Below are 20,994 nucleotides of genomic sequence, written 5' to 3' on the forward strand. Positions count from 1 at the left end.
AGATCCGCTGCTTCACGATCAAAGTTCACGGAAGTTGGTTTTAGCCGACATTCTCAACTCTTCTGACTTCCATGCTTTCCTCTCCTTCTTTCCTCAGCATTTCCGTTTTCCGAATTGTCTCCTGCCGGCGCTATCCACCACTTGCAAGGCTAGCTTCAATCACTCTCAATGAGAGCTCGGATTTCACTTCTCTTTTTCTTCGAACGGTTTTGTTTGCCCCTAAGGGCTGGAGTCTAAGGCGAGAATCGAACTCGCAACAACACGATTCTAAGTCATGCGCTCTACCAGTGAGCTACTTGGACATTCGCTTTACAGGCGATTGTTTTATCGACTCCTGCTTTCAAACCGTTCGCGGAACGCTAAAACCTCATCACTGTAGCTTAGGTAATAGCGCCGCCGGCATGAGTCGATGAGAACAATAGAGAAAAAGGCGTGCCAACTTTTTAACAACAAGATAACAAATAGACATAAGTTATTTATTTTAAACTAGATAAAAATAATAAATAATTTTTATAGTTTTTTGAGATAAAAATATTATCGTATTTATTTATAATATTTTATACAAATTTATATTTAAAGATATATAATTTTACATGAAAAAGAAAGTACTCATCGGTCTCCTCGGCCCCAATTTAGATATGGGCACAAAAAATACACGCTGGGAAAAATGGCGCCCTAGCGTAGCCTTGTGCATGCACGAAGACTTGGCTTTTGATCGCTATGAACTTCTTTATCAAAAACGCTTCCATCTACTTGCCGAGACCATTAGCTCGGATATTCTTAGCGTCTCTCCAGAAACCACCCTCCGTCAGCACCATATTGACTGGCGGGATCCTTGGGATTTTGTCGAAGTCTACTCAGCGCTTTATGATTTCGCCTGCCATTACTCATTTAAAGAAGACGAAGAATATTTCATCAATATTACAACGGGAACTCACGTCGCTCAAATTTGTCTTTTCTTACTTACTGAATCCTATCATTTCCCCGCCCAACTCATCCAGTCTTCTCCCAGTCAGAAAAAGCATAAGAATGTCGCAGGAACTTACTCGATCATTGATCTCGACCTCTCCAAATACGATAGCCTTGCCAACCGCTTTCAGGCCGAGACTTTTGAGAGCTATGACTTACTCAAATCTGGGATCAAAACTCGCGACGATAAATTTAATCGTCTCATTGAACAAATAGAAAAAGTCTGTCTGCGTTCTGATGCCCCCTTATTGCTACGTGGCCCTACGGGTGCAGGTAAATCTCAGCTCGCCAGTCGTATATACGAGCTACGTAAACAGAAACATCAGCTCAAAGGAAATTTTGTTGAGGTCAACTGTGCGACTCTTCGTGGAGATGCTGCTATGTCGACCTTATTCGGACACAAAAAGGGCTCATATACCGGAGCCACGTCAGATCGCCCCGGCCTCCTCAAAGAAGCCGATGGTGGCCTCCTCTTTCTCGACGAAATTGGCGAGTTAGGTCTTGATGAACAAGCCATGCTCTTACGCGCCCTAGAAGATAAAAGCTTCCTTCCTTTGGGTTCAGATAGCTCCACAACTAGTGATTTTCAACTGATCTGCGGAACCAACCGCGAACTCTATAAAGCAAGTGAAGAAGGCCTCTTCCGCGAAGACCTATTAGCACGTATCAATATCTGGGATTTTGAACTACCAGGACTCAAAAATCGCACTGCCGACATAGCCCCCAATATTGATCATGAATTACAAAAATTTGCCGAGAGTAGTGGTAAGCTAATGCGTTTCACTAAAGAAGCCCGTAAATCTTACCTCGATTTTGCCACTTCCGCAGAAGCCACTTGGAAAAGTAACTTTCGCGATCTCAACGCTTCTATTCATCGCATGACAACTCTCGCAGACTCTAGTCGGATTGGAAATGATATCTGCGACAAAGAAGTGCAGCGTCTGCAAAGACAATGGCAAAGTCTAGAACACCCTAGAGATGAAGTCATTTTAAATGAATTATTCTCACCCAATTTTATTGAAAGCATTGATCCCTTTGATCGACCCCAGCTCGCCAAAGTTATTCAAACTTGCCGAGAATCAAAAAACCTTTCAGAAGCAGGCCGCAAATTATTTTGCGTCTCTCGCAAAAACAAAAAAGTCCCCAATGATGCTGACCGATTACGCAAATACCTCGCTCGTTTCGAACTCAGTTGGAAAGACATCAAAGCTTAAGTGCTACTAAACCATTCTTCCACACAATAAATCATAAACTGCATGCTGAAAATATTTAACCAAGCTAAGCTCTATCGCATAGACTAGGTCGACTCAGTAAGTTCTTACATAAAGACTTCGCGGTACGAAAACTACAGCGACAGTCATAAAATGTGCTTCGAATTCAAGCTTATTGATGGCGCTACCTTTGCTTAAGCTTTGCGATAATCGCAAAGTCCTGCTCTATTAAAATATTGATATTTACTTGGAGGTAGGAGTCACTCACACAACACAGCCCCCACTATTTTTACAAAAGTACTTTCCTCACTTTTGATGCGGAGCCTGCCTAGTTGAAATAAAAACTCAAATAAGCCCTAATACCCCGAGTTAGCCGAATTGGCATTCCTGATTTATTTATAGCTCAAAATGCTATACAAAATAAAGTTTGTGTATTCTCAGAAGATAAACACTTTATCAAACTTAACGAAGTAACAAAAGTTGAGATACAACTAATATCTAACCAACTTATGGAACTGATGACTTTGCTACGCAAAGTTCATCATCTCGATCCACAGAATTACACAGTTCGTTAGGCGATCAGAAATAAAAAATAGATCTACTAGCTCTCTAACTTTTGAATGTCGTCCCACATTTTTTCTGATTCACTGATTAAAGATGAATAAGTTTTTATATCACCATTTCTTTGAGCATTCATTGCCTCAGCAACTTTCTTTTCATAATCTTTTTTTAACTTTTTTACTGGATCGGACTTTAAAAAAGAGAACATAATTAAACCCTTGTTAGTTATTTAGTTGCGTAAACAAATTCCAATCTGGAGAACAAACAATTTTAGCAATAATAAAAAAAGCAAAGTAGAACAAAGAGTCGCACCTAAAATTCTCGTTCCTCGAGTTTAGCTCGTTATGATAGAAAAATAAAATGTCCGAAAAAAAGTCAAATACAGCATTAGTCATAATTACTATGTTCAGTTTAACTGGAGCTCTTTTAGCAACAGGCTTTATGGTAGCAGAGTCAATAAATAATCAATTTATATTTTTTCCATTTTTAATGGCCGCTGGAATTGTTCCGACAGTAGTCGTAAAACTTGTTTTTTACTCAAAGAGACAAAGTTTAAAAAAATTATTATTTACTATTTTTGAATATAGGTTTTTAAATCAGCATACATTAAGGGAAGTTAAACGTGAACCCGAAAAAGAGAAAGATCTAACCCAAAAATGAACCTAAAATGTCGTTCCTCGAATTCAGGTAATTTAGGTCGTTCTACTTGAATAAGAAACTAAATAGAAAAAAGATAATTATAACAATATTTATCCTCATGATAGTGTGGACAATTAGACCTTTCTCAAGTCCCGACATGAAGAAAGTCCACCCTGTCCTCTCATCATTAGAAGCTCCTTATAAAACAGTTGATTTCTATTATTGGATGGATGGTGGGAGCGTAGGAATTTCCATCACAGATAATAAGGGAAAAGTAGGTCAAGTATGTATACCAAGACCTGTAGGTGAGAATGATGTATTATCAAGAAATGTGTACATAGGAAACACCCACTACACATTTGACAAGTCGACTAAACTAAAAGGCTACCCCGACACTAAAATCTTCATTGCTAATCTTCTACGAAATAAAAAAAATCCGACATTATACTCCGATAGAGAATGTATGATTTTCTCCAGACGGATGCGAGATTTTATAACTTTTATGTATAGGCGCTTTACAAAAGATAATAGATATATTTATCACGAAAATGAAAATTCAATATATTAAAGTAGAACTAAATAAAGAAGCAATACTCTCGTGCCTTGTTTATCACAAAACTCTGACCTTAGGTAAACATAGAAATGTTTAGTCACCTTGAAACAATACTCTTATTTACTTTAACAATTATTCAGTCTTTTTTATTGATTAACTTTTTAAACACGATCTTTAATTTTGAAGGTGTTTTTGTAATCATCGCGTCAATAATTATAAGCTTCTTCATAACATCATTTGAACTCACTTTGGCACACAAATTAAGAAATAATAAAGATGATAGGTAAAGATAGGAATCATGAATTTTATATAGTTGCAATTATATACGGGCTAATTGCAGCGGCTCTTATTCCTGTATATGAAAAATACAATATCCATGCAGTATTTGCATACATAACTCCAATTATTCTTCTATTTTTATTTTCAGAAATAATAAATTTTTTTGATAAAAAATGACAAAACCAAATTCATTTATGGTTATCAGTTTACTAGTTTTTATTGCTATTGGACTGATTTTTCTCGGTAGTCTCATTGTCGAAAAATATGAAGATGTGCCAGGTATTGTCATCGTCTTTTTTGTTTTTTTAGTCGCTGCAGGAATCATTCCATCTTTTGTAGTTCAAAAGATTTTTTATCCAAAAGACAAATAATACATCTACAAACAAAACGTCTTCTAAGCGCCCAACAAAGCTCGATCCTATGCTGAGAAATAGTAAGGAAGAACTGAAAAAAGGAATGGAACTTGAGAATCCATCAGCCCTCCGTTCGACTTAAAATCACTTAAACAGCAATAATAATGATAGTTCTATTGCTAACCTTCTAAATTTCATCTATAACTTTTTGCTCATAGGCTTAATAAGTTGTTTTATGACTTATTAAGCCTATTTTTATTGCAACTCAAATATTCATTGATCGGAACCCATTTTGGCCAAAACACGTTCATCTTTACTTTCAATTCACAATATGGAAGTTCGCAATAGAACTATCATCATTGTTGTCTTATTGCTGCTCGTTCTCACTGGTTACTTTACCGAACGACGCCTCAAATATGAGATTGAAACTTCCGTTCGCGATTCTTTAGAAAAGACTTTGAGAAGCAATGCCGAAGCGATGTCGCTCTTACTCCGCGGATATAAGGAACGAGTTAATGGTATTAGCAAAATACCTCAACTGCAGAAAACAGCTACAGAAATTGAACAGCTCTATGCAAATAATGACTTAGAACAAGTTAAAGTGAAATCTAAAGTTTTTGAGGATATCCTAAAAGGTTTCTTTAGTCACCAGGGTTTCCAAGATTATTACTTGATCAATACTGATGGTCGCATGATGGCCTCAAAGCAAGCAGAACTCATTGGTCATCAAGTCAACACTTCCGAAGCCATTAAATCGCTCATGGATAAGGACGGCAATTTTGTCTGCCTCCCAAAAAAGGCGACTCACCCCATTACTGGCAAAGAGTTTATCCTCATGTATATCGGTACTAGCCTTAAAAATGCGCAGGGTGAAAGCTATGCGTATTTAGCCTTTAGCGTTGAACCAAGCCATGGCTTCAGTAGCATCATGGAAGTTACGGCTCAAACTGGTGAATCGAGCGAAACCTACGCCATCAACAAAAATGGTTGGATGATATCTCACAGTCGTTTTGATCAAGAACTCAGAGAACTTAAAATCTTGGATAAGGATGACCGTTCATCAGTATTAGAAGTACAACTTATTGATAAAAATGGCAAAGCTTTAACCGTTTTTGAAGATGCCTTCACCAATCCCGAAACTAAATATCCCAAGGTGCAAGTCAACTCCACTGGCTATACGGATTACCGGGATTATGAAGTGGTTGGAGCATGGACTTATTTATCTCAGTACAATTTTGCGATCACTAGTGAAATTGACAAAGATGAGGCTTTTCGTTCGCTCTATATCATCCGCAAGATATTTGCTGTCATTTTTGGCCTAGCTTCTTTACTAGCTCTCGGCCTTATTGCCTATGCCTTGTATAGCATTAAGCTCAAAAAGAAAGTTCGTAGTGCTGCCTTGGCGGCGGCAAGTGAATTGGGGCAATTTAAAATTATTGAAAAACTCGGCGAAGGTGCCATGGGGGTAGTCTATAAAGCTGAACACCAACTCATGCAGAGGGAGACTGCCATTAAGGTTCTGAAAAATGAAGCATGCCGTGAAGTTGATTTGATTCAATTTGAGAAGGAAGTTCGCATCACCTGTCGATTAACCCACCCCAATACCATTTGCATTTATGATTATGGTAAAACACGCGAAGGGCTATTTTATTATGCCATGGAGTACCTAGAGGGTTCGGATCTTCAAGAAATCATTACAAAAACGGGCCCTATTTCACCTGAACGTGTGATTCATTTTGTAAAACAAATTTGTGCATCACTTAAGGAAGCTCATTCCATGAATTTGATTCATCGAGATATAAAAGCACAAAATGTTGTGATCTGTAATCGTGGTGGCGTATATGATAGCGTAAAAGTACTAGATTTTGGCCTTGTTCATGATAGCAATGACGAGAGTGGACACAAAGTTTCAGGGACACCACGTTACATGGCTCCCGAGGCCTCCAGCTCACGTAACGAACTTAAAGATAGCATCGATATATATGCTATCGGGATTTTGATCTCGGTCATGCTCACGGGCCAATACCCCTTTTCTTGCGATGACTCGGTCGAAGATATTCTTCGTGCGCACCGAGAAGATACGCCAATGAAGCCTAGTGAACTCGTCAGGTTCCCTATCCCCGAATGCTTTGACGACATTGTCCTTTGGTGTCTAGAGAAAGACCCGAGCAAACGCCCGCAAAATGTCATGGAGTTAGCCAATAAACTCGATACACTCAATCTAGATAACTGGTCCCAAGATCAAGCACAACAATGGTGGGCATTAAATGCTGAGCATTTCCTTCCCAGTAGTTCTCAGCAAGGCACTTCATCTAGTTCCTTTGATCGCACCATACAATTTGATCGTTTTGATAAAACCATCCAAACTGACTCTTAAAGATCTGCTCCCAAAATCTTGATTTAGATTACTTTCGACACATAGTGACGAAACATGAAGTGAGTTTATATTGAGCCACTTTTATAATTTTATTAAACCCTAGGAAAGATAATGAATCTCTTTGATTACGAAGACGGTCGCGAAGGTTACTTTGGCGAATACGGTGGCTGCTTCATCCCCGAAATTCTCTACTCCACTGTAACAGAGCTTAAAGACTGCTTTAACGATGCAAAAAAAGACCCAAAATTCTGGCAAGAATTTGTAGAATTAATGCATAATTACTCTGGGCGTCCAACGCCTGTCACCTATCTCAAAAATCTTTCCGAACATTTAGGTGGTGCCCAGATTTATGTAAAACGCGAAGATTTAAACCATACGGGTTCTCACAAAATCAATAACGTTATGGGCCAAGGCTTACTCTGTAAACGCTTGGGCAAAGAACGTATCATTGCAGAGACCGGTGCTGGACAACATGGTTTTGCCACCGCCACCATGTCCGCGCGTATGGGCTTTGATTGTAAAATTTACATGGGTGCCGTCGATGTAGCCCGTCAACGCCCAAATGTCTTTTGGATGGAAAATTTAGGCGCAAAAGTAATTGCAGTGACTGATGGTCAACAAACACTTAAAGACGCCATTAATGAATGTATGCGTGACTGGGTTTCTAATATGGAAGACACTCACTACGCTTTAGGTACTGCCTGTGGTCCTCACCCCTTCCCCGAGATCGTTTCTTACTTCCAGAGTATTGTGGGAAAAGAAGCTCGTGAACAATTGCTTGCGAATGGCGCAAAACTGCCCGACAAAGTCTTTGCTTGTGTTGGCGGCGGATCAAATGCCATGGGTATTTTCCAAGGCTTCTTAGATGATGAGAATGTGGAACTTATTGGCGTCGAAGCCGGTGGCCACGGCCCAGGACTGGGCAAACACGCTGCTCGTATTGCTTACCCTGATGCCACTACGGGAATTGCTCAAGGCTACAAAACGAAGTACCTTCAAAATTCAGATGGTAACATGCTTGATACTCACTCCGTTTCTGCTGGTTTGGATTACATCGGAGTTTCTCCAATCTTAGCTCATTTGGCCGATGTTGGACGCGTTCGTTTTGATGCGGCCACTGACGTCGAAGTCACTGAAACTTTAAAACTTTTAATGACTATTGAGGGACTTATACCAGCACTGGAAAGTACACATGCTTTTGTATCTGCCATCAAGGAAGCCAAAACGATGAATAAAGATCAAGTGGTTCTTGTCAATCAATCAGGCCGTGGTGATAAAGATATTTTCACGGTTGCGGAAGCTTTAGATGATACAAAATGGAAAACATTTATTAAAGAAAGGGCAAATCTTTATGTCTAATCAACTCGAAAATTTTTGTCGTCAGACCGCTCAAGAAAAAGACCTCATGCTCATGACGCATGTCGTCTGTGGTTACCCTTCTTTCGACGATAACTGGCGTATGCTCGAACTCATGGATGAGAATGGTGCCGACATCGTCGAGCTGCAATTCCCCTTCTCTGAACCCTCTGCCGATGGTCCTCTATTTGTTCAAGCTAACCAAGCGGCCGTCGATGCAGGCGTCACTGTTCAAGACTGTCTCGACTTCATGAAAAAAGCGAGCGAACGCTTTAGCTTTAAAATTTTAATGATGGGCTACCTCAACACTGCCTGGAAAATGGGTTATGAAAAATTCACCGACGCACTAGTAGATGCTGGTGCTTCTGGCTTTATTCTCCCCGATCTCCCCGTAGAAGAATGTAAAGACTTACATGCCCTCTCGGAAACAAAGGGCTTAGCTCCCATCATGCTCATGACTCCCACAACGCCAACTGAGCGTCTCCACAAAATTGCGGCGACTGCAAAAGGCCTCATTTACGTTGTTGCCCGCAAAGGGGTGACGGGCACAAAAACGCAAATGTCGACTGAGCTCGAAGACTTTTTAGCTCGCTGTAAAGAAGCTACCGACCTGCCTTTAGCAGTTGGCTTTGGGGTCTCTTGCAAAGAAGATACTGATTTCCTCAAAGGCAAAGCTGATATGGCTATTGTGGGGACCGCTTCACTACGAGCATGGTTAAATGGCGGCGAACAAGAATTGGGAACTTTCCTCAAAAATCTAAAATGATCTAGCCAGTTGGCAGTTGGCAGTTGGCAGTGTCTTGTCCTGATATAGGTTGTCATCTAAATCAGGAACAACCCATGAAAGATACAATAAGATATAGTGAATCATTTAAACAAAAAGTGGTAAACGAAATCTCCAAAGGTAAATTTATAAGCTGTGGAGAAGCTAGCCAAGCTTATGGGATATCAGGCTCTTGTACAGTAAGAGGCTGGGTCAAAAAGTATGGTAGAACAGACTTATTACCAAAGGTGATTAAAGTGGAATCAGAAAATGATATTGATGAAATTAAAGCTCTTAAAAAGCATATTGCTGAGTTAGAGAAAACAGTAACTGAACTAGCTATAAGTGATGTTATGAATAAAGCTTACTTTGATATAGCGTGTGATAAGTTCGGTGTGTCAGATAAAGTCGCATTCAAAAAAAAAGTCGATGCGAAGCTGTCTGGAGAGTCAGAGAAATGAACAAATCTTTCACTGTTAAGCAACTCTGTGAGTATTTAAAAATGAGTCGGCAAAACTTCTATAAACATAGATCAATTAGCACTAAAAAAGAAGTGGATCAAAAGCTTATAGTCGAACTGATCAAAGAACAACGCTGCATCCAGTCAGAGCTCGGAGTTCGAAAGCTACATCATATATTAGCGGATGACTTCAAAGAGAATTCTATAAAAGTAGGACGAGATCGCTTGTTCGATATAGCTCGTGAAGAGCGACTATTAATCAAAAGAAAAAAGAAGTACTGTCGCACAACCGATTCTAGGCATTGTTTTAAAGTTTATAGAAACCTCATCAAAGATATGAATTTAACATCTCCTAACCAGGTTTGGGTATGCGATATCACCTATATTAGAGTAGTAAAAAGCTTTGTTTATTTAGCATTGATTACTGATGCATACTCTAGAAAAATCATTGCTTATAATGTGGGAGAGAACTTAGAAGCTGTTGGATGTATCAAGGCGTTGAAAATGGCTTTAAAAGATCTACCTAAAGGTTCTCACCCGATCCATCACTCTGACAGGGGGTCGCAGTATTGTTGTTATGACTATGTCGATATTCTAAAAAAGAAAAACCTTCTGATTAGTATGACAGAAGAAAATCATTGTTATGAAAACTCAAAAGCTGAAAGGGTTAATGGGATCCTAAAATATGAGTACCATTTGAGAAATACATTCAATGATCTAAAGAGCGCAAAAACAGCTATTAAACAAGCTATCTATTTGTATAATAATTGCCGTCCACACATCGCTTTGGGTTACTCATTCCCAAGTACTGTTCACGACAGACAATGTGCATAACAAAACAACAAATTGTGACAACTATTTTTCAGGACTTGACATATTCCTCCAAAACTATGGAGGAATAAATGGCTTTTGAAGATTTAAATGTTTGGAAACGGTCCGCGGCTCTGTCTATAGAAGTCTATCAAACTTTAAGAGACCTAAAAGATTACGGGTTCAAAGATCAAATCACTCGTTCATCTCTTTCTATTTCAAGTAATATAGCTGAAGGTATAGAAAGGAAATCAGACAAAGAAGCTCTTAACTTCTTGTCCTATTCCAGAGGGTCTTGTGCAGAATTCAGATCTCAAACTTATATCGGCATCAAAATTAATTATATCCCTCACAATCTAGGCAATAAGTGGATCCAAGAATCTAAAGAAATTTCTGCAATGCTAACTGCTTTATCAAAAAGTATTGCTAATAAAAATCATCAAACTGATAACTGATGACTGACAACTTCCCCCTAAAAATCTAAAATGATCTAGAAACTTAAAAGAGTGGAACTATACTTAGTCCACTTTTTTATAGAAAAGCATAATTTAAAAGGAGTCCAACATGGGCCAGCAACTACGTAAAAGAACTAAGCGCGCTGCACGCAAAAGATACAACAAGCGTCAGAGAGAAGCTGTTCGTGAAGCTATCGCAAAATCAAAGAAGTAATTCTCTTTGATTTCAGATCAACCCGCATTTTTACATGCGGGTTTTTTTGTGCCTAGTTACTTTTATTTTGCCTTAATTAGCTCATAATAACAAAGATCATTTCATCGTCATTTATAGGACTCATTATGAAACAAATTTGCCTTGCCTTTTTATTCACCATATTTCTCTCTTCATGCAATGTAAGTCCCGTTACCACTTCCAGTGATTATGATGAATTTGCCGACTTTAGACTCTTACGTTCATTTAAATGGTATGAACGCGAACAAAATCCTCCTGGTGTTGATGATCTCCTTCACCGCCGTATTACTCGAAACATCGAAAAGGAATTAAAGTTCGATGGCTACCACCCTGCTCAAGAAGGTGAACCCGTCCATTTCCTAGTCAATTACGTCGTCGTAGCGAAGGAAAAACAAGAGATCCGCAGTGTTACCACCTACTCAGGCTATTCTCCTTACTATTATGGTCGTCATCACTATCCGAGTTATCACGCTAGCAATGTTGAACTTCGCAATTATCGCAAGGGTACCATATTCATCGACATTCTTTCTGCAAAGACGAAAAAACTTATCTGGCGTGGTGTGGGTACGCGACGAATCCCAAGTAATATGGATCGCCTCCGTCGCAATGAAGTCGTCAAAGAAGTTGTGGAAGAAGTCATGAAAAACTTTCCTCCCAATCCCAAAGACAAGCCTATTAAACAAGAATAATTTAATCCACTTTAGCTAACTTCCATTGCTGATTAAAATGTTGCCGTCGCTTGTTGGTGAACTGCTTTGAATATAGCCTTTTCACCAATTCTCTAAAGCCTTGTCTTAGGCCTTCTTTAGTGAAGTTTTTAGGCTCAAAAAGCAAGTCAAATAAAGTACATTTATGCCAAGCCTTATCCTCTAATAAACGCCCCGATTTTTTCAAACGTTTATACAATGCCGTCCCGGGAAAAGGCGTTGGTAGAGTGACCTGAACATCATAGACATTGCACTCATCGCAAAAGTCGTAAACCGCATCGAAAATGCTTTCATCGTGGGAATCCAAACCAATAATGAAACAGGCATTGACTCGAATTCCCTTTTGCTGAATCCGCAAAATATTTTCTTTGTAGCTTTCGATTTGTTTTAACTTCCAGTTATTGCGCAACTCAATGCCCTCTAATCCCGCAATTACGGGACTCTCTAAACCAATTAGAAGCTCTTTACAGCCCGACTCAAAGAGTAATTCTAAGAATTCCTCATCGCTACCCACTGCGATGTCTGCTTCCGTAAACCAACGAATATTACGCTTCTTAACTTCAGGCAATAAATCGCGCCAAAACTTTTTATTAACGAAGCTATTATCATCGGCAAATTCAATGAAGGGACGTTCCCACAATTCACATATTTTATCTATCTCAGCAAGGATTCTTTCGGCTGGCTTTTGTTTGTATTTCGAGGTCAACAAAATTGAACCTGCACAGAACTCACAGCTATGGGGACAACCACGACTCGTTTGAACCGTAATGCGGTTATATAATTGCGGATCTAGCAATTCATAAGCTGGCATTGGGGCATCACATAAATGAAATTCTTGCTCAGAGGCATCATAGACCTTTTGAAGCTGATCATTTTCGCAATCGCGTAGGATATTCTGCCATTGTAACTCGCCTTCACCAATGCAAATCGCATCGCAATATTCCATTGCCTCATGTGGCTGAACACTCACATGTAAACCGCCCATAATGACTTTCATCCCATGAGAACGACAAGTCATCGCCAAGTCATAGGCTTCAAAAATCTGCGCCGTAAAAGACGATATGACGACCAAATCATATTGATTGGATAAAAAACCTATGTTCTGAAATTCTTTGACTTCATAATAAGAACGTTGATGATGACTAGGAGTGAGTCCCGCCAAAGTTAAAAGTCCTAAACTCGGAAGTGAGGCAATCACTTCGCTGCGTTCAACAAAGCCCGGTAGAGTTAAGCCCTCACGCAACAAGTCTTCATCTTGCACACGCACGCCACTCATAGCCACAAAAGCAATTTTCATTGACTTTGTAAACTCTGTAAATATTCTAAATTCTTTTCGGAGATAATATCATATTGAGAGAAGTTCTGCACCGCATCAAAAAGAACTATTTTCATTTTTTGATCATAGGATTTAGCTGTGGTATAGAGTAGAACATTATTGACATGTTCGTTAAAAATTTCTTTATTGTTTCTTAGAAATTCTAAATCACTATTAAGTAATGGTTTTTTATTAAGAAATTTGACTAAAGATTCATCATCACTCCATCGTGATTGAAAGCTTACGGCTGCCCATTTATAAACTACATCCTTTAACCATTGTGGATGTTCTTCATTTAGTAAGGCCAATAAATAAATCCCTTCATTACTTGAGTAAGGCAAAGCTAAAGGTCGCGTTTTTACAAAGTCATCTCTATTTAAATCTTTGGCAAAAGCCAACGCCTCTTCATATTTATCCTCTTGTACTAAAGCCGTGAATCTCGAATGATTACTTAATTTCCCTTGAAAAGATAGGTAAGCCAAAGCGGCCAATAAACTCGCAGATAAAATAAAGACCAAACTTACACGTCCCTTCTGATCAATTTCGGGCATGCGTGCCAAACGTTCGGGATTCTTTTTATAGGTCACAAACTGAAACAAGGTGACTGGAAGCGAGATAAAAAAGGCAATTACCACCACGCCCATGGCCGCACCTGTAAAGTTTCGCAGTAATTCCTGCTCAGCACTCAAAGCTGATCCACTCATCACACCAACAATCGAGACATACTTCAACATCAAACTCGGGTAAGCCACTACACAGCAGGCCGTAATTAAGGGGGCATAAAAATTCACTCCCGTGCATACATGAAGCACTCGACCATACAAAAATACGCGCCATATAGCCACTAAGGATAATAAGCTGAGATTGATCTCCACGGCAAGCATGGAATCAAAAAATTCTTCCACGGGAATTGCATATAAAAATGCCAAGGGACCCGTCATCCAAAAAGTGGCAAAAAAAGATCGCAGCTGACTATTGCCAATCAACAATTTAAGCGTTCGCGTATTAATCTGAAACCAAAGCACAATCCACAAGATCATAATAGTAGATGCTATAAAAGGGATAAAGTAAACCATTGGGTTTTCAGAAAATAATTCCTGATCATACTCTCTTGCGATTCCCGCAAAAAAGACAAACAAGATGCCATACCAAATACTCGAACTATTGCGGGCAACCTTAATAATCGCCTTGCGATTCCCCAGTAAATAGCAGAGAATATCTTTAAAACTTAAATTATATTGACTCGTCTCTGCAGCTTTTTCGACTTCTTGCCCTACTGCGCCCTCTGAACTTTGTGAATCAATAATGTCTTGATCAGAACCCTCGCTCATACTACTCCCATTTACACACTAGATAATCTATCCTTGATCTTCGTGATGCTCATTGAACGTTTGATACAGCGCTCTAATTGATGAATTTCATGTCGTAATTCATCCGTAGCTTGCTCAACCACACAGATCAATAAATTCGCAACTTTGTCAATATTGTTGTTATCAATAAACTTACTATAGGATTTAAAAGAGTAATCTTCCATTGCCGATAAATTATAGATGAAAGCTACTTGTGCAGAATTGCATTTCCATTTTGTATAACGCTTAAGTTCTAAGAAGTCACAAACTTCATCTTTGAGCTCATCCATGGTAAGCTGTAAGACATTGAGTAATTCCAGTTTAGATCTTTGGCTTTCATCCGGCATCAAATGATAATTGATTAAAGCCTGACGACCCAAATGAAGCAATTGCTTCATGTCAGATTTTAATAGACTTGATTGCGTACCAAAGCGTTCACCTAGCTGATCGGCTACTTTGTAGGCTAATTGAACTTTTTCACACGCGTCTGAAAAATTGTCTATTTGTTCGTTTTCTTGTAGTAGGCTCATCCTATCCTCCATGAGTCATTATTCATAATCAGAAAAAAAGTGGACAAAGAAAACTCTGTCCACTCTCACTAAAAATCACTAAGACTCCGAATACAAAGGCCTTAATCAATAATTTATTTTATTTCTAATTCCTCGAAACTTTTTACCAAGTCATCAATAGCTTTTACTTGCTGTAGGAAGGGTTTAAGTAAATCTAAAGGCAAGGCAGAAGGGCCGTCGCACTTGGCTTCTGCTGGATTAGGATGTGATTCTAAGAACAAACCTGCGAGGCGAGTCGCCATACCCGAACGAGCGAGTTCAAGAACTTGCTCTCTACGGCCACCTGATGCTGCTCCGAGTGGATCACGACATTGTAAACTATGCGTTACATCAAAAATAATGGGTGCTCCACCTGAACACTGTTTCATCGTCCTGAAACCGAGCATATCGACAACTAAATTGTCGTAACCCATGCATGAACCACGTTCACATAAGATTGTTTTTTCATTGCCTGCTTCAGCAAATTTCTCGACGATATTTTTCATTTGACCTGGACTGAGAAATTGTGGCTTTTTAATATTGATAACTGCACCTGTCTCCGCCATGGCCACAACTAAATCAGTCTGACGAGCTAAGAATGCAGGTAATTGAATAACATCAACTACGTCAGCAACTGGCTGACACTGCTCAACCTCGTGTACGTCTGTAATGATCGGCACATTATTGAATTCGCGTTTCAGAGCTTTAAAAATCTCCATGCCTTTCTCTAGGCCTACACCACGGAAACTGTGCACTGAAGAGCGATTAGCTTTGTCAAAAGAAGCTTTGAAAACGTAGGGGATACTTAACTCTTCACAAACCGAAAGGTATTTCTCACAAACTTTTAAGGTGTCGGCTTCATTTTCTAAAACGTTTAAACCACCAAATAAAACGAAGGGCTTATCATTAGCTAAACTAATATTATTGAACTCAATAACTTTACTCATTTTGATCCTTATAATTAATAATTATTTTTTTGAATATATGAGTACTAGATTCATCTGCAATCAATTTAACTGCAATGCCATCACATTTGTAAAATATCTTTTTTAAATCGTAAGCGCTTAATCATATTTTTTGTTTTCTCTGAAAATAAGTTCTTGCTGGTTCAAAATAATTTTTAGAAAAGAAAGAAAAGCTGTATATCAATCGTAGACTTAGCAAGACACAGCCTATAACTTTTTGAATTATCATTTTGGATACCTTATGAAACTCTTTTTAATTCTGTTTTTACTGATCTCGCCATTCTCTCTGTTAGCCAAAGCCTTCATGTATGTTTCCACTGCGGATAGTTTAATGACATATTCCATAGACACTCAAACTGGAGAATTAAAACTTTTAGACAGCATCACAGATAGTCGTGGCTATAAAATGACTAAGATTTCGCCCGATAAAAAATTTCTCTATGCTCACCTTTTTAAACAGAAAAAAACTCCTGCAGCTATTCAGACTTTTGAGATTCAAGAAAATGGTAAACTCAAAAAGATTGCGGAGATCGCAAGTAGCACGGGCAACCACGCATACATAGATGTGGATCCCAAAGGTCAATACATTTTTGCCCTAGGTAACAAGCCGAGTAAAAAACAAGTTGCCATTGCTTACAAGCTCAATGATGGCGTCGCTGACTCTGCTTCTTTCACTGATGCTCCTGTGGGTGAAATGGGAAAACACGCCATAGCCATGAGTCCCAATGGCCAATACCTTTATGTTCCTCATATAAAAATTAATCAGGTTTATCAATTCAAATTTGATCGCGAGCAAGAACGTATAATCCCCTTAAAGCCTATTGCTACTAAGGGCCCTGACAAAAGTAAATATCCAACAGCCCACGATCCTCGCCACCTCACTTTTCATCCTAAATTCAACATCATGTATACATCACAAGAATTTGGTGGCGGAGTCTCATCTTGGAAGATTAATTCTAATGGGACACTAAAACTCTGGCAGACTTTCCAAAATCGCCCTGTTGATTATCAATTCCCCTTTGATCCCAATAATCCTGAAGTCATCCTTAACAAGGCTTCCGATATTCACATCACACCAGATGCCAAATTCATTTATATTCCCAACCGCGACAATCGCATTCGCAGGCAGCGCGGAGGGCCTCAGTTAAGTCTTGACTCGGGCAATGATACTATAACGACATATGCAGTGAATCAAAAAGACGGATCGCTATCTGCGCCCTTGCAAAACATCTCCACTGGGCGTCACGTTCGTTGCCTCACATCTTCTGGAAATTTTCTCTATGCTAGCGGCGTTTACTCGGGAACTATTCACAGCTATAAAATTGATCCTAAGAGTGGGCAACTAGAAGAAATCAACTTAATTAAAAACGCACCTCATATCCAAGGCCTTAACTCTCCTGCTTGGATGAGTATTCTGGACTAAGAAAGCCACTGTTGATAGAGCCTATTAGGCCATAATACTTTCGATGCAAGACCCTTTCACAAAGAAACATTTTTTAGCTAAATTAATAAGAATGAAAGCATTAGCGGCGCTATTTAGCTTATATAAGTATTATGGGTTACCCAGCTTTACAGATTGTAAGCTTTGGCTGAGGTAATTATGTGATTCAACATGGCCATCTGCATTGACAACATTAATTTTATTCAGATGCCAATCAGGCTTTACGCTATCAGCCCATGTGTGGCCAAAGCCATTTTGGGCATAGTCCCACATTGTTGTTGTAGCCCCATTTTTTAGCCAAAGGCCAATTGTCCCGTTAGCCTGGGCATCACAATCAAAAATCATGGCCGTTTCTACCGGGGCAACTAATCTAGCTAAGTAACCATTCACATGCCCCGGCTCAGCCCAAAGAGTGCTCTCTGGCATATTGAGAAAAAGCCCACGATTGGAACCGTAAGATGTAACAGGGCGTCCTGATCGTCCTCCATTATTAAAATTTTGAAAGACAATCGAGGGATCATCATCACCAGGACAAATGAATGCCTGCATTTTTCCTTCATCCTGTGTTTGAGGTTCAAAGTTGGCAAAGCTACTAGTGTCAAAACTCCCTGGGCTATTATAAATCGCGGCATTTTGCGTGTAGGAAATTGCTGCGCCATCAATTTTGATGGAGTTTTCTATATTAATCGCCCATAATCCATTCTTACTCATATCTGGTGGCACGCGACCATTGAAGTCATCTGATGCAATAAACATTGTGGTTCCATATTGCTTTAGATTACTTTTACAAACTGCCTGTCTAGCCTGAGCTCGAGCCTTGCTCAAAACTGGTAATAAAAAAGAAGCCAATATGCCAATTATGGCAATCACGACCAAAAGCTCAATCAGAGTAAATCTTTTCTTATTCATTGTATTACATCCTTGTAAACTATCATTTCCTTATTACTCGTACTAGATTAACAGATCATGACACAATCTTATTTTTTTAATATAAGGGTAAAATAAATGCCCTCCAACTGGAATACTCGATATACGCTTTTGGATCGTCTCAAAAATGATGATGACCAAGAAGCTTGGGAGGACTTCAAAGCCTATTACGATCCCTTTATTCTAATCATGCTCTCAAAATTCAATATTGCGCACGATGATAAAGACGATTTGGTACAGGAAATTTTACTTTCACTTTGGAAATCACTAAAGCAGTTTAAGCCCGATGAAAATCGAGCAAAATTTCGCACTTGGTTCAGCCAGATCATTTATTGCCGGAGTATGGATTTTTATCGAAAAAAATCTAGTTCTGATAAAAAGGTAGAATCTCTAACAAAGGATCCCACCGCACTCGAATCATTTACAGAACCTGAAATTGAAAAAATCTTTCAAAAAGAATGGGAAGCTCACATTGTTAACGTAGCTCTCGAAAATATAAGTCCCATGTTTTCCGGTAAAGCTATCGATGTTTTTAAAATGGCCATGAAAAACACTGAAACCAACACGATTGCAAAAAGCTTTGATCTTAAGACAAACACAGTAATTCAGCTAAAAAACCGTGTAAAAAATCGCCTGGTTAAAGAGATCCAAACTCTGAAATCTGAACGTGAGCTATTTTAAAAATGACTATTGCTAGCGATGACTTCGGACACGAATTTTCTGAATTGTATCAGGAAGCTGAAAGTGAAAATTGCGAATCTCTCCTAAATTATCAAATTGAATCAGAGCGCTACGAAATTCATGAAGTTGTCGCCTCTGGTGGAATGAAAAACATTCACAAAGCTCTCGATAAAAAATGCGAGCGCACTGTTGCTTTGGCCACCCCAAAACAGGACATCGATGAAAGTTTTTACGATGTGTTCTTAAGGGAAGCTAAACTCACAGCCCGCCTGGATCATCCTAATATCATGCCCATTCACGACCTGGGCTTAAGGGAAACTGGTCAGCCTTATTTTACGATGGATTTAAAAAGTGGCGATTCATTAGCTACAATCATACAAAAACTCGCGGATGGAGATACGACTTATCTGCAAATCTATAACACTGCAGAACTCATCAATATCTTCATCAAAATATGTGATGCCATTGCCTACGCTCATGAGCACAATGTCATCCATTTAGATATAAAACCAGAGAACATTCAAATTGGTCACTACGGGGAGGTCTTAATCTGCGACTGGGGCCTAAGTAAAATTATTGGAGAAGCGGATTACGATAGCCTTGATGAAGCCCTATTTAATCCCGATTTACTCAACAACCTAACTCAGCACAACAGGATTAAGGGCACTCCCGGTTATATGTCCCCAGAGCAAATTGACCATAAGCATCCCAAGAGTAAACAGTCCGATATTTATTCTCTCGCTTGCCTACTATATACTTTGCTCAAATTCAAAGCTCCCTTTAGTGGTTTTTCTTTGGATGAAACCCTGAAGCTTACAAGTGAGGGAAGAATCCCCTATCTTAAAAAATTCCCTGTGGCTTTAAACGCAGTTATTAATAAAGCTATGGCACGGGACCCTGAAGATCGCTACGAATCTGTGATTGAACTCAAAAACGAACTAAAAAACTATACCAATGGTTATGCTACTTTAGCGGAAAATGCCGGCCTCATTCAGGAAGCCAAGCTTTTTGTAAAACGAAATAAAGCCAGCTCGACTATCATTCTGATTTCACTCATTTTAGTGACTTGCCTAACACTATTTTTTATCGGAAGACTTCAAGGAAAAATTGATCAGATTAAATCATTGCACGCAGTTTCGGAAATGAACCGAGACGAAGCCATTGGCAATGCTCAAAAAGCACGTGAAGCGGAGGGATTAGCAGAAGAACGATTAGGAGAGGTTCAAAAAAGTAGCGAGCAGATTAAAAAGCTATACTGGCAAAGCATTCGTAATTATTCAGACCGTTTTGTTTATCAAACGCCTGCTATATCAATGCATCAGGCTATTTCACAGCTCAATGAACTTAAGGAGCTCTACCCCAATGATGCCTATCTTAATATTCAGCTCATCTATAATTACTTTATCTGCCAAAAATTTAATGAGATTAATCAACTGAATCGTAATCCCGAATTAGTTTCTGACCTTGTGAATTTGAGTGAAAAATATGCGCCCAAGTTAAAGCAAAATGGCCTCCTAACTCCCCATGATTTTGCTCACTTAATCAGAGAATTCACCATTAATGAACGCTATAATTTAGCTGAAAAAATGCTGTCTTATTATCATGAAAGAAATTCGCATGCGGACTTATTACCAGTTGTCACTGCCATCTTAAAGTTGTGGAATCCGCAATGGGATCAACAAGGCTTAAAATACGACCCAAACCAACATCACTTAACGCTGGCATCGAACGACATAAAAAATTTAAGTTCTCCAGTTCACTACCTTCATTCAAAACTTACTATCCTCCGTTTTCTTAAAGTCAATAAACTCAGTTTTTACGAAGTACAAGGACCACAAATCGCTCAAATTAATGACCTTAAAATTCATACTCTTGACTTAAGCTCCAGCTCAATACTTCCCTATAATGAACTGGGGAAATTTCGCCATCTTGAAAAACTGATCCTCAATCAAAAGCAATTTAAACTCTGGAAACAGATGTACCCTAAGTCCTTGTTAAAAGTCACCGTGAAATAAATTTCTGTCTCGTCACTTATCCTAATCC

General features: G+C 39.1%; 19 protein-coding genes and 1 tRNA gene. 13 read left to right on the plus strand and 7 right to left on the minus strand.

The features are described from left to right. Positions 1-227: 227 nt before the first annotated feature. A tRNA-Leu gene (locus tag PQO01_RS20455) sits at positions 228-302 on the minus strand. Positions 303-593: 291 nt separating this feature from the next. Here PQO01_RS20455 and rtcR point away from each other — a divergent pair. Continuing rightward, complete coding sequence (gene rtcR, locus PQO01_RS20460; RefSeq protein WP_274316085.1) at positions 594-2,183, plus strand: RNA repair transcriptional activator RtcR; 1,590 nt, start codon at positions 594-596, stop codon at positions 2,181-2,183. A 598-nt stretch (positions 2,184-2,781) separates the two neighbouring features. Here the strand turns inward: rtcR and PQO01_RS20465 are convergent. Beyond that, entirely contained in the window at positions 2,782-2,949 is a 168-nt protein-coding gene (locus tag PQO01_RS20465) for a DUF6435 family protein (protein ID WP_274316086.1), read from the minus strand. A gap of 152 nt (positions 2,950-3,101) precedes the next feature. Between PQO01_RS20465 and PQO01_RS20470 the strand changes: the two genes are divergently transcribed. The 9 genes from PQO01_RS20470 (at position 3,102) to PQO01_RS20510 (ending at position 11,707) form a co-directional block, all read left to right on the plus strand. Further along, positions 3,102-3,401 carry a hypothetical protein gene (locus tag PQO01_RS20470; RefSeq protein ID WP_274316087.1) on the plus strand — a complete coding sequence of 100 codons (300 nt, stop codon included), beginning with the start codon at positions 3,102-3,104 and terminating at the stop codon, positions 3,399-3,401. Between the two features lie 984 nt (positions 3,402-4,385). Then, on the plus strand, positions 4,386-4,583 hold the full coding sequence (locus tag PQO01_RS20475; protein ID WP_274316088.1) for a hypothetical protein: 198 nt from the start codon (positions 4,386-4,388) through the stop codon (positions 4,581-4,583). Positions 4,584-4,857: 274 nt separating this feature from the next. Further along, on the plus strand, positions 4,858-6,942 hold the full coding sequence (locus PQO01_RS20480; RefSeq protein ID WP_274316089.1) for a serine/threonine protein kinase: 2,085 nt from the start codon (positions 4,858-4,860) through the stop codon (positions 6,940-6,942). A gap of 111 nt (positions 6,943-7,053) precedes the next feature. Next, positions 7,054-8,301, plus strand: coding sequence for a tryptophan synthase subunit beta (trpB, locus tag PQO01_RS20485; protein ID WP_274316090.1), 1,248 nt, complete (start codon positions 7,054-7,056; stop codon positions 8,299-8,301). Next, complete coding sequence (gene trpA / locus PQO01_RS20490) at positions 8,294-9,064, plus strand: tryptophan synthase subunit alpha (RefSeq protein WP_274316091.1); 771 nt, start codon at positions 8,294-8,296, stop codon at positions 9,062-9,064. Before trpB ends, trpA begins: the two co-directional genes overlap by 8 nt. A gap of 74 nt (positions 9,065-9,138) precedes the next feature. Further along, complete coding sequence (locus tag PQO01_RS20495; protein ID WP_274313841.1) at positions 9,139-9,522, plus strand: transposase; 384 nt, start codon at positions 9,139-9,141, stop codon at positions 9,520-9,522. Next, positions 9,519-10,355: an IS3 family transposase gene (locus PQO01_RS20500; RefSeq protein WP_274313840.1), complete on the plus strand. Its 837-nt coding sequence runs from the start codon at positions 9,519-9,521 to the stop codon at positions 10,353-10,355. Before PQO01_RS20495 ends, PQO01_RS20500 begins: the two co-directional genes overlap by 4 nt. A 68-nt stretch (positions 10,356-10,423) precedes the next feature. Continuing rightward, entirely contained in the window at positions 10,424-10,786 is a 363-nt protein-coding gene (locus tag PQO01_RS20505; protein WP_274316092.1) for a four helix bundle protein, read from the plus strand. 339 nt (positions 10,787-11,125) lie between these two features. Next, complete coding sequence (locus PQO01_RS20510; protein ID WP_274316093.1) at positions 11,126-11,707, plus strand: DUF4136 domain-containing protein; 582 nt, start codon at positions 11,126-11,128, stop codon at positions 11,705-11,707. Position 11,708: 1 nt separating this feature from the next. Here PQO01_RS20510 and PQO01_RS20515 read toward each other — a convergent pair whose 3' ends face one another. The 4 genes from PQO01_RS20515 to kdsA form a co-directional block, all read right to left on the minus strand. Beyond that, positions 11,709-13,022 (minus strand): B12-binding domain-containing radical SAM protein, encoded by a 1,314-nt coding sequence (locus tag PQO01_RS20515; protein WP_274316094.1) that lies wholly within the window; start codon positions 13,020-13,022, stop codon positions 11,709-11,711. After that, on the minus strand, positions 13,019-14,371 hold the full coding sequence (locus PQO01_RS20520; protein ID WP_274316095.1) for a hypothetical protein: 1,353 nt from the start codon (positions 14,369-14,371) through the stop codon (positions 13,019-13,021). Before PQO01_RS20520 ends, PQO01_RS20515 begins: the two co-directional genes overlap by 4 nt. A gap of 11 nt (positions 14,372-14,382) precedes the next feature. Beyond that, complete coding sequence (locus PQO01_RS20525) at positions 14,383-14,919, minus strand: hypothetical protein (RefSeq protein WP_274316096.1); 537 nt, start codon at positions 14,917-14,919, stop codon at positions 14,383-14,385. A 113-nt stretch (positions 14,920-15,032) separates the two neighbouring features. After that, the gene (gene kdsA, locus PQO01_RS20530) at positions 15,033-15,884 is read right to left on the minus strand and encodes a 3-deoxy-8-phosphooctulonate synthase (RefSeq protein ID WP_274316097.1); all 852 of its coding nucleotides are present in this window, start codon (positions 15,882-15,884) and stop codon (positions 15,033-15,035) included. Between the two features lie 259 nt (positions 15,885-16,143). On the opposite strand from kdsA, the gene PQO01_RS20535 reads away from it, so the two are divergent. Beyond that, complete coding sequence (locus PQO01_RS20535) at positions 16,144-17,325, plus strand: lactonase family protein (RefSeq protein ID WP_274316098.1); 1,182 nt, start codon at positions 16,144-16,146, stop codon at positions 17,323-17,325. Positions 17,326-17,454: 129 nt separating this feature from the next. Here the strand turns inward: PQO01_RS20535 and PQO01_RS20540 are convergent, their stop codons facing one another. Continuing rightward, on the minus strand, positions 17,455-18,252 hold the full coding sequence (locus PQO01_RS20540) for a type II secretion system protein (RefSeq protein WP_274316099.1): 798 nt from the start codon (positions 18,250-18,252) through the stop codon (positions 17,455-17,457). Positions 18,253-18,348: 96 nt separating this feature from the next. On the opposite strand from PQO01_RS20540, the gene PQO01_RS20545 reads away from it, so the two are divergent. Beyond that, entirely contained in the window at positions 18,349-18,951 is a 603-nt protein-coding gene (locus PQO01_RS20545) for a sigma-70 family RNA polymerase sigma factor (protein ID WP_274316100.1), read from the plus strand. Between the two features lie 2 nt (positions 18,952-18,953). Continuing rightward, on the plus strand, positions 18,954-20,966 hold the full coding sequence (locus PQO01_RS20550; protein ID WP_274316101.1) for a serine/threonine-protein kinase: 2,013 nt from the start codon (positions 18,954-18,956) through the stop codon (positions 20,964-20,966). The last annotated feature ends 28 nt before the right edge of the window (positions 20,967-20,994 follow it).

Origin of the sequence: Lentisphaera marina (genome assembly GCF_028745505.1) — a bacterium.
Classification (GTDB): Bacteria; Verrucomicrobiota; Lentisphaeria; order Lentisphaerales; family Lentisphaeraceae; genus Lentisphaera; species Lentisphaera marina.